The organism is Sphingomonas paludis (genome assembly GCF_053502515.1).
In genome coordinates, this window is record NZ_CP187558.1 from 1,131,352 (window position 1) to 1,144,252 (window position 12,901).

The following is a 12,901-nucleotide window of genomic DNA, read 5'->3' on the forward strand; positions in this document are numbered from 1 at the left end:
ACCCCTCGCCCCCTGCTGATATGCCGGGATGGGCGAGGGGCAGGCCGATACGCTGACTGTGGATGTCGATGGCTGGGAAGGGCCGCTCGACCTGTTGCTTGCGCTCGCCCGCACGCAAAAGGTCGATCTGCGCCAGATCAGCATTCTGGCGCTGGTCGATCAGTATCTGGCATTCATCGCCGAGGCGCGCGCGCTGAAACTGGAAGTCGCGGCCGATTACCTCGTCATGGCGGCATGGCTGGCCTATCTCAAATCCGGCCTGCTTCTGCCGCGTGATCCTGAGGTCGAACCGGACCCGGAAGCGCTTGCCCTGCGCCTCACGCTGCGGCTGGAACGGCTGAACGCGATGCGGGAGGCCGGGGCCAGATTGATGGCGCGCGACCGGCTGGGGCGCGACGTGTTTCCGCGCGGTTGCCCGGAGGGGCTGCGCACCGTGCGCCACGCCGTCTGGCAGGCCGAAATCTTCGATCTGATCGCAGCCTATGGCCGGGTAAGCGCGCGCAGCCGCCCGGTATTGCATGTCGTGGCACAGCGGCCGGTGATGACGCTGGAAACCGCGCTGACGCGGGTATCGGAAATGGTCGGCAAATCGATCGACTGGACCGCGCTCGAACGCTTTCTGCCGGATGCGGACCCGGCCTATCGCCGGTCGGCGCTGGCTTCCAGTTTCGTGGCCGCGCTTGAACTGGCGCGACAGGGGCGGGTCGAATTGCGCCAGCAATCGCCGTTTTCGCCGCTCTATCTCAAGGCCGCGCATGGCTGAACCTGTGCACGACGCGGCCAAGCGCGCGGTCGAGGCGGTGCTGTTCGCCGCTCCCGGCCCGCTGACCCTTGCCGAGATCCGCGCCCATGTCGGCGAGGACACCGATGTGCGCGGCGCGCTCGACCGGCTGGCCGACGACTATGCCGGGCGCGGCGTCGTGCTGGTCCGGCGGGGCGACCGCTGGCATTTCGAAACGGCGGGCGATCTTGCCCATTTCCTCCGCCGCGACCGGGAGGAACCGCGCAAGCTGAGCCGCGCCGGCATCGAGACGCTGGCCATCATCGCCTATCACGAGCCGGTCACCCGTGCAGAGATCGAGGCGATTCGCGGTGTGCAGATCAGCAAGGGCACGCTGGATGTGCTGATGGAGGCGGGCTGGATCCGGCCTGCGGGCAGGCGCGAGGTGCCGGGCCGCCCGCTGACCTATGCGACCACGTCCGCCTTCCTCACGCATTTCGGTCTTGCCAGCCGCCGGGACCTGCCCGGAATCGACGATCTGCGCGCAGCGGGCCTGCTCGATCCGGTCGATATCGCGCTGGAACAGCTTGAGGTGGAAAAGCCCGGCGAAGACGCCTAGATGCACCTAGCGGATTCGAGGAGATTTTCCGATGGGTGGTATGAGCCTGATGCACTGGCTGGTCGTTGCCGTGCTGGTCATCCTGTTGTTCGGCGGCAGCCGGTTTTCCAACATGATGGGTGACGTTGCCAAGGGCATCAAGAACTTCAAGAAGGGCATGGCCGACGACGACGCCAAGCCCGAGGCGGAGCCGACCCGGATCGAGGGACAGCGCGTCGAACCGACGCTGGACCGCGATGCCGAACGCGCCCGCGACGTGCGCTGATCCACTGCTGAACGGGACGATCGCCACCGTGAATGGGGCAATACCGCCGCGCGTCTGCCATGTTTGATATCGCGCCAACCGAATTGATGCTGGTGGCGATCGTGGCCCTGTTGGTGATCGGGCCAAAGGATTTGCCAAAGGCTATGCGCTTCGTCGGCCAATGGGTCGGCAAGGCGCGGGCGGTGACCCGTCAGTTCCGTGCAGGATTCGACACCATGGTGCGCGAAGCCGAACTGGCCGAAATGGAAAAGAAATGGGCCGAGGAAAACGCGCGGATCATGCGTGAATTCCCAACGGTCGACGCCTTGCCCGCGCCCCATCGGCCCGAGGCGGAGCGCGCTTCCCAGGCTGCGGTGGCGGACCCCTATGCCGGTGCCGATGCACTGCGCAGTACCCCGATGCCGGACATCCGAGACCCGGCACCCGTGGATCCGGACCCGGTCCTGACGCCGATCGACCACCGCCCGATCCCGCCGCTGGACCCGCCGCCGCTGGACGGACTGAAGGGGGACGCATTACCTTCGGTCCCCGGTGCGGCTGGCGAACCGGCCGATCCGGCAATGCGCCAATCCCCGAATGACGATACCCAGGACAAAAGCCAGGGATGAGCGATATCGAAGATAGCCAGGCACCGCTGCTCGACCATCTGATCGAACTACGCCGTCGCCTGCTGTACAGCGTCATCGCGCTGGTGGTCTTTTTCTTCATCGGCTTTGCGTTCGCCAAGCCGATTTTCGGCGTCCTGGTCCAGCCGCTGGCCGATGCCGGCCAGGATCGATTGATCTATACCCAGATTTTCGAGGCGTTCCTGGTCAAGGTCAAGGTCGCCTTCTTTACCGCGTTGATGCTGTCCTTTCCGGTGGTCGCCAACCAGCTGTGGCAATTCGTCGCACCCGGCCTGTACCGAAAGGAAAAAAAGGCATTGCTGCCGTTTCTGCTGGCAACTCCGGTGTTGTTCACCATGGGCGCGTCGCTCGCCTATTTCATCGCCATTCCCGTTGCGCTCAATTTCCTGCTGGGGATGGAGGGCGATCTGGGCGGCGGTGTCACGCAGGAAGCGTTGCCGTCGGTGGGCAACTATCTCGATTTCGTGATGCAGTTCCTGTTTGCCTTCGGGCTGGCGTTTCTGCTGCCAGTGCTGCTCATGCTGCTGGAGGCGGCCGGGCTGGTGACGCGGGCTCAGCTAAAGGCGGCGCGCCGGTACGCCATCGTTGGCGCTTTCGCCATCGCGGCCGTGCTGACGCCGCCCGATGTCGGGTCGCAGCTGTTGCTCGCGGTGCCACTGGTGCTGCTGTACGAGGTGGCGATCATCGGCATCTGGTTTACTGAAAAGCGTCGCGCAAAGGAAGCGGCGACAGAGGGCTGACGGCAGACTGGCGGGCATAAAAAATGGGGGCTGCGGTTGCCCGCAACCCCCAAGCTTGGGACCATCTGCACTAAACCAGGAAAATTACTTCGCGCCGTTCGCGGTGTCCGCGACGGTGTCACCGACGGACTCGACGTCCCGGCCCACGCCCTCGACGGTATTGCAGGCGCTGATCAGCAGCGTGCCCACGGCAAGGGCCATTCCGACGAACTTACGCATAGTCAAACTCCATACAAAAAGGGTTCGGGGACATAATTCGGCATGCCCCATTTGGTTCCGCACCCGTGCTGTTGTCGATCGCCGTTCATGACGCCCGATACCCGGACACCCGGCAGACCGACGATTGCGGCTGAAAAAGTTGGAGAAGCGGCAAAAAAATGAGCCCGGATGTGCCGCCGGGGGGGGAGGGTCGGGCACATCCGGGCTCTGTTCTTGGACAGCGAGAGCGGGGGGCGTTAATCGCTGTCCGATATCAGAACGGGTAACCCCTATTCGGGTTCCACCGCCCTCACGATTTTTTTTGCTGGCTATTGCTGCTGGCGTCGGCGGGCCGCGATGCTGATTTCATAGGCGCCGACCAGCGGGTCGTGATGCAATGCCGCGCGAAGCTGGCGCGACAAACCGGTCAGCACCCGGCCATAACGCGTATCGTACAGATCGCGGAAATGCTGGCTTTCCACCAGGCCGGTCGAACTGACGCGCAGGGTTGCCACGCCCTCCCGTTCGGGATCGGGAGTCACGGTGATGGTGACCGTCGGCGACGGTGTCGCCTGCATCGCCAATTCGATCAGCTCGGTCAGCAGAAAGGCGATGGCCGCCGCCACGTCCTGCGACACCAGCAGGGGGGCGATGTCGATGCCGATGGTCATCCGCGCCGCGCTCTCGGGGGCCGTGGCGCGCAGGTTGGACCCCAGTTCGCCGATCACCGCGCGCAACTCGATGCCCTGATTGTCCTCCAGCTCGGCGAAATGGTGCCGGTGCACTACCGACAATGCATCGACCCGGCGCTGGATCAGCGCATAGGCTTCGGCAGCGGCGGGGGCGGTCGCCGCCCGCGCGTGAAAGCTGATCAGGCTGGCAATCACCTGCAGGTTGTTCTTCACCCGGTGATGCACTTCGCGGGTCAGCCGGGTCTGGCGTACCAGCCCGTCGGCCAGATCCGCCTGGTGCTGGCGGACCGTGTGGGAAATGCCGGCGAAGGTGCGGCCAAGATCGGCCAGCTCTTGCGACGACAATTTGCCGAACTGCGCCGGGTCGATGACATCGCCGGGATGGTAGGCGCGCACACCGGCCCGAACCCGCCGCAGCGGCCGGATCAGCAGCCGGTCGACGACGAACCAGCCGATGATCGCCGCTGCCGCCCACATCAACAGCGGCAACAACAGCGCGATCAGCAAAGCGGATGTTATGGCCGGTCCCCGCATCCTGAGTTCAAGCCGAAGCTCGCCGAGCGCCAACTGGGCGCGGACTCGATCGAGCCGGTCCAATATCCCGGTGGCGGGCATCGGTTCCAATTCGATGCGGTTGCTCCCCTGGATCAGCGCAATGCCGAACGGGGGCAGGAATCCGGGTGGCCGCGCCGATTCCGCCAGCATCGCCGCCGGATAGCGGGCGATGGCGCGGACGGTGTCGGCCGCGCCGGCCATCAGGAGCAGCCCGTCCTCGCTCAATTCGGCCTGGGTGGCGCTGCCGGACGGCGTCACGCCGACGGGCAGGTCGATGCGGTCGCCGCACAACAGCGTGCCGGTGGGACTGACGATCGCAAAGCGCGCGCCTTTACTGGCCTGCGCCGCAAAGACGCCGCGGATGCGGGCGCAGCTGGCAGCGTCCCGTGGATTCTCGGCCAGGGCTTGTGCGGCCGTATTCAACGCGGTGATGTCGCCGACCAGTTCGATGGACAGCGATTGGGCGGCATTGACCGCCGCCGCCTGCAATCGACCGGACTGGTCGCGGTCCACCTGGCGTGCGGTCTGCAGCGTCGCGGTCAGGGCGATCAGCGCAAGCGGCAACAGCGCGCCGGCAAGGATCAGGAATACCTTCGTCCCCGTCGGCAGTCCCTTCAGGCTGACCCCCGCCGGTACCGGGTCTTGCCTGCTTTGACCCGGTTGGTTGCTCATTGGGGTCAGGAAAGCTTGTTCAGCAGATCAAGCATTTCTTTCGGAATGTTTTCGTCGACGGCCTCGTGATAAACGGCGCGCAACGCATCGCCGACATTCCGTTCGCCGCTCTTCGCGGGCTTGCCGTCCACGGGCCTGCGCCCTTTGGCGGCGGGCATTCCGTCTTCCGTCTTTTTATCCGTCGAACGCACACCGTCCCCCTGGCAACCGTTCCGAACCGCCCGCAAAGGCGCATATCATGTCGTTTCGCATTAGCGCACAAACCGATTTGGAACAGCTTTTTCAAGTTGTAACTTCGCTCGTGAAACCAAAGACGGGCTCGTTGGTTCCATGGGCTGTCGCAATTGCGCTTGCGTATCGACTTTGGCGTTAATTGTTAGCAAACCATGTGCTGCGGAACCGACCGATGGGGGGCCGTTCGCCGAATTGGAGAATGAAGAGATTATGTCGCTTGGACAGCAGCTTGCGCCGCACCTTCCGTTTCTTCGCCGCTATGCCCGCGCCCTGACCGGCAGCCAGACCCATGGCGACCATTATGTTCGCGCCGCGCTGGAGGCCATTGTCGAGGCGCCGGACGAATTTCCCGATGTGGCGCCGCGCTTGGGCCTGTACCGCACGTTTCAGTCGATCTGGATGTCGGCCAATGCCGATGATCTGACGAATGATGCCATGGGCGCGTCGGACGAGCATGAGGCCGTGGCCCGTGCCCGCCTGGCCCGGCTGGCGCCCTTGTCTCGCCAGGCGTTGCTGCTGACGGCGATGGAGGGCTTCACCAACGAGGATGCGGCCTATCTGCTGGATACCGATGTCGACGACGTCGATGTGCTGGTGGCGGACGCGCTGAGCGAAATCGAGCGTCAGACGCGGGCCCGGGTGCTGATCATCGAGGATGAACCCATCATCGCCATGGATCTGGAAACGATCGTGCGCGACCTGGGGCATGAGGTGACCGGGGTCGCCGTGACCCGGGACGAAGCCGTGGCGCTGGCGCTGGAGGATCGTCCCGGTCTGGTGCTGGCGGACATCCAGCTGGCGGACGACAGTTCCGGCATCGATGCCGTCAAGGACATCCTGGGCGAATTCAACGTGCCCGTCATCTTCATCACCGCGTTCCCGGAACGCCTGCTGACCGGGGAGCGGCCGGAGCCGACCTTCCTGATCACCAAGCCGTTCCAGCGCTCGACGGTAAAGGCGGCGATCAGCCAGGCCCTGTTCTTCGATCAGAGCACGATCCCCGCCGCCTGACCGCAAATGGGGCGGCCGCGCAACAATGTCGGAAAAAGGGGCAGATCGATACGGACCCAATCCGGATTTGGCGGGTTTAGGCGTTATGGTTGACGATCAAAACGCTCCGCATGTGGCCGCCCAGGACGCTCGTTCGGGCTCGACCCCGCATATGACCCGGTATATTCTGGGCATCTCACTGGTCTTGGTAATTGCCCTGTTCGCCCTTATCATGCTTGTGTGACGCGATTTTAATCGCTTGAGCATGTCAGGCTCGGAAGCGCGGCATCCGCTGCGTCGCCTTGTCGCTAGGGCGCCGTTGGCGCGTGGAGTATCCGTGAGCGAAGAAGAACAGCCGGAACAGACCGAACAGGCCCCGGTAGAGGCGCTGGACGATGGTACGTTCAAGCGCGAGCTTGCGGCAGTCATCCCGCATCTGCGCGCGTTCGGCCGTTCCTTGTCCGGCAACCGCGACCTGGCCGACGATCTGGTGCAGGAAACGCTGATGAAGGCATGGGCCGCGCGCAAGCGGTTTCAGGCCGGGACCAACATGCGTGCCTGGACCTTCATCATCCTGCGCAACCTGTATCTCAGCCAGATGCGTCGTGCGCGGTTCAAGGGCGAATGGGACGATCTGGTCGCTGATCGCATTCTGGCGGCCCCGGCGGGTCAGGACCGGTATCTGGAACTGGACGATATCCAGCGTGCCCTGTTGCACCTGCCGGAGGCGCAGCGAGAGGCGCTGATTCTGGTCGGCGCCGGTGGCTTTGCCTATGAGGAAGCGGCCGACATCTGCGGCGTGGCGGTCGGCACGATCAAGAGCCGGGTTGCCCGTGGCCGGGTGGCGCTCGAGCAGCTGCTGAACGACGGCACGTTGCCGCGTCGGTCGGGATCCAAGAACACCGCTATGGGCGCGCTGGATTCAATCCTTGAGGATGTGGATACCTTCAGCCGCGACCGATGATGGTTGCGTCAGCGGGCGTCGTCCCGCCGCGGACGGCGATTGGCGGTCCGCCAGTCGATCTCCGTCAGCAGCGCCGCCATATCGGCAGGCAGACCGCGCCCGTCACCATAGGCAGCACGCAAGGCGTGCGACAACCGGTCGCCGGCGCGGGGGCGCTCGATCGAAACCGGCTGGGAATGGCGGCTGGATTGGGTCATCGTCTTTGAACGCCGTACGTTCGCTTTCGTTGCCATGGGCAACGGAATATGCCGCTAGTTGGACATGAGGGGCACGGCAATGGACGCGATCAGCGATGCAATCGACCGGATGCAGCGCCATTCGCCATTCCTGCGCCGACTGATCGAACGGTTTCCCGAAATGGTGGACCAGCCATCGCCATGGATCGACGATCCGGTTGGGATGGCGGGCCGGGTGCTGGCAGAGGATGGCCCGCCCGCCCGTCGGCTGCGGCTGGCGCGGGCGCGGCTGGCCCTGGCGGTGGCCATGGGCGACCTTGCCAGGCTGCATCCGCTTGAACGGACGGTTGCCGACCTGTCGGCCTTTGCCGATCTTGCGCTGGATCACGCCATTCGCATCGCGATCGAGGAACGGACGCCCGGTGCGGAGCCTACCGGATTCAGCGCGATCGCCCTGGGCAAACAGGGCAGCGGCGAGCTCAACTATTCCTCCGACATCGATCCGATCCTGATCTACGATCCCGAAACGCTGCCCTGTCGGCCGGATGAGCCGGCCGACATGGCGGCGGTCCGGATCGCGCGGCGGGTCGTGGAACTGCTGCAGGCGCGCGACGCCGACGGCTATGTGCTGCGGGTGGACCTCCGCTTGCGGCCTTCGCCGGAGGCGACGCCGATCGCGCTGCCCGTCGGCGCGGCGATCAGCTATTATGAATCGCAGGCGCTGGCGTGGGAACGGGCGGCCTTCATCCGTGCGCGCGCCGCGGCTGGCGACCAGAGCCTGGGGGAGCGTTTCCTGGCCACGATTCAGCCCTTTGTCTGGCGCCGGGCGCTGGATTTCGGGGCAATCGCCGAAATCCGGCTGATGTCCAGCCGCATCCGCGACCATTATGCGCAAGGGCAGCGCATCGGACCGGGATATGACCTGAAGCGCGGACGCGGCGGCATTCGCGAGGCGGAGTTTTATGCGCAGATCCACCAGTTGATCCATGGCGGGCGCGATCCGGCGCTGCGTCTGGGTGCGACCCTGCCGGCGCTGGCGGCACTGGCGCAGGCCGGCTGGATCGATCCCGCCATCGCGCAGACCATGGCGGATGGCTATCGGCTGCTGCGGACCATCGAACATCGGCTGCAGATGATCGATGATCGACAGACGCACGAGCTGCCGCGCCAGCCAGAGGCGCTGGCGGCAGTCGCTGGATTGCACGGCCTGCCGTCGGGCCAGGCGCTCATTGACCTGCTCGAACCGCCGACCATGGCGATCGGGACCGCCTATGACGCACTGGATGATGGGCGGAGCGACCAGTTCCCGAATGGCGTCGAAGCGGTGCAGGCATGGCTGGCCGATCATGGCTTTGCCGAACCGGATCAGGCCGCGCGCCGCATCGCGGCGTGGCGATCATCCGCCTATCCGGCGCTTCGCAGCCCGGCTGCACAAACGGCGCTTGAGGCTGCCTTGCCCGGCATCCTGGCCGCGCTGGCCGCCGCTGCCGACCCACAGGCGGCGCTGGCGCGGCTGGATGCGCTGCTGGCCCGCTTGCCAAGCGCGATCAACCTGTTCCGGCTGCTCGAGGCACAGCCGGCGCTGGCGCGGCTGTTGGGTGCGATCCTGGCCCATGCGCCGACGCTGGCGGACGCGATGGGGCGGCGGGCAGAACTGCTGGACGGGTTGATCGATGCCAGCGCGCTCGATCCCATCGGCGATGTCGATGCGCTGGCCGCCGAGATGCACCAGGCGGGCGGGGGCGATTATCAGGCGCTGCTGGATCAGGTGCGGCGATACGTCAACGAACGCCGGTTCGCCCTTGGCGTTCAGATCGTGGCGGCGTCGGCGGATCCCCTTGACGTGTCGCGCGGCTATTCGCGGGTGGCGGAGGCGGCGGTGGCGGTGCTGGCACAGGCGACGGCCGACGAATTTGCGCTGCGCCACGGGCAGGTGCCGGACAGCGAACTGGTCATCCTGGCCCTTGGCCGCCTGGGTGGCGGCGCGTTGACTCATGCGTCCGACCTCGATCTCGTCTATCTGTTCACCGGCGACTATCTGGCTGAATCAGTGGGGGAAAAGCCGCTGGGGGCGGTGCTCTACTATAACCGCCTCGCGCAACGGATCACGGGCGCGCTGTCGGTGCAGACCGCGTCCGGCCCGTTATACGAAGTCGACACGCGGCTGCGCCCGTCGGGAACGCAGGGGCCGATTGCGGTGTCCCTGGCCGGATTTGCGAAGTATCAGCGGGAAAGCGCCTGGACCTGGGAACATATGGCGCTCACCCGGGCGCGTCCGATCCATGGATCGCCGGCGGCACGGGCGGCGGTTCAGGCGGTGATCGACGGCGTCTTGGCAGGCGACCGGCCGGACCGGCACATCGCCGCCGATGCCTTGCAAATGCGGGCCGAGATGACGGCGCACAAGCCGCCGCGCGGGCCGCTGGATGCCAAGCTGTTGCCCGGCGGGCTGGTCGATCTGGAGTTCGCCGTCCATATCGCGCAACTGACCGATCGGGCCGGGTTCGCAACCGATCTTCGCGCGGCGGTGACGGCCATGGTGGACCGTGGCCGGATGCCGCCTGCGATGATCGATGCGCATGATCTGCTCAGCCGACTGCTCGTCGCGCTGCGGCTGGTCGCCCCCGATGCGCAGGAGCCGCCCCTGGCCAGCCGTTCGCTGATCGCGCGGGCGGTGGGCTGTGCGGACTGGCCGACCATGCTTGCGCGGCTGGGCGACGTGCGGCAAACCGTCGCCGTCTGCCTGGCCGACATCGCCGGGCATGCTGTGATGGAGCCCGATGGATGACGATTGCGATTGGCGATCCGCTGCCCGATCTGCCGCTGACGCTGTCCGACGACAGCACGGTATCGCTGGCCAGCCATGCCGGCCGGCCGCTGGTCCTGTATTTCTATCCCAAGGACGATACGCCCGGCTGCACCAACGAGGCCAAGGATTTCTCCACGCTGAAGGCCGATTTCGATGCGCTGGGCGCGACCGTGATCGGCGTGTCGAAGGACAGCCCGGCCAAGCACCGCAAGTTCATCGCCAAATATGACCTCGCCATCCCGCTGGCCAGCGACGATGACGCCAATAGCGTGCTTCAGGCATTCGGCGCCTGGGTCGAAAAATCCATGTACGGCAAGACCTATCTGGGGATCGACCGTTCGACCTTCCTGTTCGATGCCGCGGGCAAACTGGTCCGCGAATGGCGCAAGGTGAAGGTGAAGGGCCATGCCGAAGAGGTGCTGGCCGCCGCCCGCGCCCTTTGACCGACAGCCTGTCAGACGCCGCCCGCGCCGTTCTCATGGCCGCCGATCCGGTGGCCAAGGTGATGGCCGCCCGCCGTGCCGCCCGCGACTGGCGGCTGGGACGGCTGGCGCATCGCTTCGACGGCGCGATGCCGGACCGTCCCGCCCGACCCGACCGGCCGGAATTGCTGCCGCCCAATCGGATGCCGGGCCGGGGCAAGGGGGGATCGCTGCGCAGCCGCATCGCGCTGATCCATGCGCTTGCCCATATCGAATTCGTGGCGATCGACCTGGCGGTGGACCTGGTCGGCCGGTTCGGCAACCGGTTCCCCCGCGCTTTCGTCGACGACTGGATGGGGGTCGCCGCTGACGAGGCGATGCATTTCGCCCTGCTCGACCGGCGGCTGCGGACGCTGGGCAGCCATTATGGCGCACTGCCGGCGCATGACGGCCTGTGGGAGGCGGCGGCCGCCACCGCGCATGATCCGCTGGCCCGGCTGGCGATCGTGCCGATGGTGCTGGAGGCGCGGGGGCTGGACGTGACGCCTGCGACGATCGACCGGATGCTGGCCGCCGGCGATGCCGATACCGCGCGCATCCTGACGCGCATTCTGACCGACGAAATTCGCCATGTCGGCATCGGCACGCGCTGGTTCGAATCCGGTTGTGCGGCGCAACAGGCGATTCCCCAAAACCTGTGGAAAACCCTTGTCGAACGGCACTTTCGCGGGATCGTTAAACCTCCGTTCAACGACTCAGCGCGGGCCGAGGCCGGTTTGACGCGCGAATACTATCTGGCACTTGCGGAAAGCTGACGCGGAAGGTCAGAACGGCGCATCCGGAGCGGAGGGCACCACCCGGATGAACCAAACCGACCGTCGCGGCGTGCTGCGGCGGCAAGCACACGGGTCGCCGAAGCCACATGATGCAAACGACAACGAACTCATCGAACGCCGCGCTCCGCGATCGGCTCCGCGATTTTTTCGTTACGCGTGATTTTCTGTTCCACGACGGGCGCGGCCTGCGCCGGTTCAGCCTGTCGGGCCGGGTTCAGGCATGGATCGCTGCCATCGCGGCCCTGGTGGTCGCCCTCTGCCTCTACGGCACCATATCGGCCGCGACCCAGGCATTGATCGCCACGGGTGCGATGGGCGACCAGTCGCCGTCGGCGAAAGTTGCGCGGATGGAGGCTCAGGTTGCGCGGATGCAGGCCGATGTGGTGCGGCTGCGCAAGTCTGCGGTCGCCCATGCCGCCCGCGTCGAAAAGCGTCAGGCACTGCTCGCCGCCGCGCTGACCGGCGAAAAGCCGGATGCAGAGGCGCTGAAGGCCGCCTTGCTGGCCGAGGATGACGCATCGTTCCACAACCAGCAACTGGCCAGCGCCGTGCTGGCTCCGCTCGACCGGGTGGCTGCGCGTCAGGTGACGCTGGCGGCTGAGGCGCGTCGGACGCTGGACGCTCGCTACCGCGTCACCGCCAGCAGCCTGCGTCGGATGGGGCTGAACCCCGATCGACTGACGCCGGTGCGCGGGGCGATGGGTGGTCCGTTCGAGCCGGTGGACGAAGCCGCCGCCGATGCGGCCGTGCCCGCCGGCACCGTTGCTGCGGGCGAGGCGGATGCCCAGTTCCGGTCCCTGTTCAGCAGCTGGAAAAAGCTCGATTCGCTTGAGCAGGCGGTGATCGCCGTTCCGTCGGCCCAGCCGGTTGAGAATCTTACGCTGACCAGCACGTTCGGCGTCCGGTCCGATCCGTTCCGCGGCACCGCTGCGATGCATGCGGGGATCGACATTCCCGGGCCGGTCGGAACGCCGATCTATGCCACCGCCGACGGGATCGTCGGGCGCTCCGGGCGCTATGGCGGCTATGGCAACCTGGTCGAAATCAATCACGGGCGCGGCATCGAAACCCGCTATGGCCATTTGTCGAAGATCATGGTCGCGCCGAACAGCCGGGTCCGTCGCGGACAGATCATCGGGCTGATGGGTTCGACCGGCCGTTCCACCGGCAGCCACCTGCATTACGAAGTCCGCATCGACGGCCGTGCGGTCAACCCGGTTCCCTACCTGCAGGCCCCGGCAACGTTGCTCGCAGCGCAACAGCGTGCGGCGGATGGCCAGACCGCATCGGTCGGCGGCCCGACCGGCGGCAGCAAATAGGGCAGCCTGCCACGGATACCGGGCCGGTCATTGCTCCGGCAGCGGATCGCGCCTATTTCCATG

General features: G+C 66.1%; 15 protein-coding genes. 11 read left to right on the top strand and 4 right to left on the bottom strand.

Annotation, left to right across the window (positions count from 1 at the left end; genetic code table 11):
- The first annotated feature begins 28 nt into the window (after positions 1 to 28).
- Genes ACPVPU_RS05430 through tatC form a run of 5 tightly spaced genes read left to right on the top strand, consistent with a single transcriptional unit; the run spans position 29 to position 2,971 of the window.
- Entirely contained in the window at positions 29 to 763 is a 735-nt protein-coding gene (locus ACPVPU_RS05430; protein WP_448659951.1) for a segregation and condensation protein A, read from the top strand.
- Entirely contained in the window at positions 756 to 1,340 is a 585-nt protein-coding gene (scpB, locus tag ACPVPU_RS05435; protein ID WP_448659952.1) for an SMC-Scp complex subunit ScpB, read from the top strand. Before ACPVPU_RS05430 ends, scpB begins: the two co-directional genes overlap by 8 nt.
- Positions 1,341 to 1,371: 31 nt before the next feature.
- On the top strand, positions 1,372 to 1,605 hold the full coding sequence (locus ACPVPU_RS05440) for a twin-arginine translocase TatA/TatE family subunit (RefSeq protein ID WP_448659953.1): 234 nt from the start codon (positions 1,372 to 1,374) through the stop codon (positions 1,603 to 1,605).
- Between the two features lie 59 nt (positions 1,606 to 1,664).
- Positions 1,665 to 2,213: a Sec-independent protein translocase protein TatB gene (gene tatB, locus ACPVPU_RS05445; RefSeq protein ID WP_448659954.1), complete on the top strand. Its 549-nt coding sequence runs from the start codon at positions 1,665 to 1,667 to the stop codon at positions 2,211 to 2,213.
- Positions 2,210 to 2,971 carry a twin-arginine translocase subunit TatC gene (gene tatC / locus ACPVPU_RS05450; protein WP_448659955.1) on the top strand — a complete coding sequence of 254 codons (762 nt, stop codon included), beginning with the start codon at positions 2,210 to 2,212 and terminating at the stop codon, positions 2,969 to 2,971. Before tatB ends, tatC begins: the two co-directional genes overlap by 4 nt.
- A gap of 84 nt (positions 2,972 to 3,055) precedes the next feature.
- Here the strand turns inward: tatC and ACPVPU_RS05455 are convergent, their stop codons facing one another.
- The 3 genes from ACPVPU_RS05455 to ACPVPU_RS05465 all read right to left on the bottom strand — a co-directional run bounded on the left by ACPVPU_RS05455 (position 3,056) and on the right by ACPVPU_RS05465 (position 5,246).
- Positions 3,056 to 3,190, bottom strand: a complete 135-nt coding sequence (locus ACPVPU_RS05455; protein WP_448659956.1) for an entericidin A/B family lipoprotein — start codon at positions 3,188 to 3,190, stop codon at positions 3,056 to 3,058.
- A 308-nt stretch (positions 3,191 to 3,498) separates the two neighbouring features.
- On the bottom strand, positions 3,499 to 5,088 hold the full coding sequence (locus tag ACPVPU_RS05460) for a sensor histidine kinase (RefSeq protein WP_448659957.1): 1,590 nt from the start codon (positions 5,086 to 5,088) through the stop codon (positions 3,499 to 3,501).
- A 5-nt stretch (positions 5,089 to 5,093) separates the two neighbouring features.
- Positions 5,094 to 5,246, bottom strand: coding sequence for a NepR family anti-sigma factor (locus tag ACPVPU_RS05465; RefSeq protein WP_448659958.1), 153 nt, complete (start codon positions 5,244 to 5,246; stop codon positions 5,094 to 5,096).
- A 286-nt stretch (positions 5,247 to 5,532) separates the two neighbouring features.
- Here ACPVPU_RS05465 and ACPVPU_RS05470 point away from each other — a divergent pair, with 286 nt between their 5' ends.
- On the top strand, positions 5,533 to 6,333 hold the full coding sequence (locus ACPVPU_RS05470) for a response regulator (RefSeq protein WP_448659959.1): 801 nt from the start codon (positions 5,533 to 5,535) through the stop codon (positions 6,331 to 6,333).
- A 316-nt stretch (positions 6,334 to 6,649) separates the two neighbouring features.
- Entirely contained in the window at positions 6,650 to 7,276 is a 627-nt protein-coding gene (locus ACPVPU_RS05475) for a sigma-70 family RNA polymerase sigma factor (RefSeq protein ID WP_448659960.1), read from the top strand.
- A gap of 8 nt (positions 7,277 to 7,284) precedes the next feature.
- Here ACPVPU_RS05475 and ACPVPU_RS05480 read toward each other — a convergent pair whose 3' ends face one another.
- Positions 7,285 to 7,473: a hypothetical protein gene (locus ACPVPU_RS05480; RefSeq protein ID WP_448659961.1), complete on the bottom strand. Its 189-nt coding sequence runs from the start codon at positions 7,471 to 7,473 to the stop codon at positions 7,285 to 7,287.
- 79 nt (positions 7,474 to 7,552) lie between these two features.
- On the opposite strand from ACPVPU_RS05480, the gene glnE reads away from it, so the two are divergent.
- The 4 genes from glnE to ACPVPU_RS05500 all read left to right on the top strand — a co-directional run bounded on the left by glnE (position 7,553) and on the right by ACPVPU_RS05500 (position 12,838).
- Complete coding sequence (gene glnE, locus ACPVPU_RS05485) at positions 7,553 to 10,240, top strand: bifunctional [glutamate--ammonia ligase]-adenylyl-L-tyrosine phosphorylase/[glutamate--ammonia-ligase] adenylyltransferase (RefSeq protein ID WP_448659962.1); 2,688 nt, start codon at positions 7,553 to 7,555, stop codon at positions 10,238 to 10,240.
- Positions 10,237 to 10,704, top strand: a complete 468-nt coding sequence (locus tag ACPVPU_RS05490; protein ID WP_448659963.1) for a peroxiredoxin — start codon at positions 10,237 to 10,239, stop codon at positions 10,702 to 10,704. The genes glnE and ACPVPU_RS05490 overlap by 4 nt, the downstream gene beginning before the upstream one ends.
- 35 nt (positions 10,705 to 10,739) lie before the next feature.
- Complete coding sequence (locus tag ACPVPU_RS05495) at positions 10,740 to 11,498, top strand: ferritin-like domain-containing protein (RefSeq protein ID WP_448659964.1); 759 nt, start codon at positions 10,740 to 10,742, stop codon at positions 11,496 to 11,498.
- 107 nt (positions 11,499 to 11,605) lie between these two features.
- Complete coding sequence (locus ACPVPU_RS05500) at positions 11,606 to 12,838, top strand: M23 family metallopeptidase (RefSeq protein ID WP_448659965.1); 1,233 nt, start codon at positions 11,606 to 11,608, stop codon at positions 12,836 to 12,838.
- Positions 12,839 to 12,901 lie beyond the last annotated feature (63 nt).

Bases quoted from the DNA above. Each gene is read 5' to 3' on its own strand.
- ACPVPU_RS05440 (WP_448659953.1), top strand. From the start codon at position 1,372: ATGGGTGGTATGAGCCTGATGCACTGGCTGGTCGTTGCCGTGCTGGTC.
- glnE (WP_448659962.1), top strand. From the start codon at position 7,553: ATGGACGCGATCAGCGATGCAATCGACCGGATGCAGCGCCATTCGCCA.
- ACPVPU_RS05430 (WP_448659951.1), top strand. From the start codon at position 29: ATGGGCGAGGGGCAGGCCGATACGCTGACTGTGGATGTCGATGGCTGG.
- ACPVPU_RS05455 (WP_448659956.1), bottom strand. From the start codon at position 3,190: ATGCGTAAGTTCGTCGGAATGGCCCTTGCCGTGGGCACGCTGCTGATC.
- tatB (WP_448659954.1), top strand. From the start codon at position 1,665: ATGTTTGATATCGCGCCAACCGAATTGATGCTGGTGGCGATCGTGGCC.
- tatC (WP_448659955.1), top strand. From the start codon at position 2,210: ATGAGCGATATCGAAGATAGCCAGGCACCGCTGCTCGACCATCTGATC.
- ACPVPU_RS05490 (WP_448659963.1), top strand. From the start codon at position 10,237: ATGACGATTGCGATTGGCGATCCGCTGCCCGATCTGCCGCTGACGCTG.
- ACPVPU_RS05460 (WP_448659957.1), bottom strand. From the start codon at position 5,088: ATGAGCAACCAACCGGGTCAAAGCAGGCAAGACCCGGTACCGGCGGGG.
- scpB (WP_448659952.1), top strand. From the start codon at position 756: ATGGCTGAACCTGTGCACGACGCGGCCAAGCGCGCGGTCGAGGCGGTG.
- ACPVPU_RS05480 (WP_448659961.1), bottom strand. From the start codon at position 7,473: ATGACCCAATCCAGCCGCCATTCCCAGCCGGTTTCGATCGAGCGCCCC.
- ACPVPU_RS05470 (WP_448659959.1), top strand. From the start codon at position 5,533: ATGTCGCTTGGACAGCAGCTTGCGCCGCACCTTCCGTTTCTTCGCCGC.
- ACPVPU_RS05465 (WP_448659958.1), bottom strand. From the start codon at position 5,246: ATGCCCGCCGCCAAAGGGCGCAGGCCCGTGGACGGCAAGCCCGCGAAG.
- ACPVPU_RS05495 (WP_448659964.1), top strand. From the start codon at position 10,740: ATGGCCGCCGATCCGGTGGCCAAGGTGATGGCCGCCCGCCGTGCCGCC.
- ACPVPU_RS05500 (WP_448659965.1), top strand. From the start codon at position 11,606: ATGATGCAAACGACAACGAACTCATCGAACGCCGCGCTCCGCGATCGG.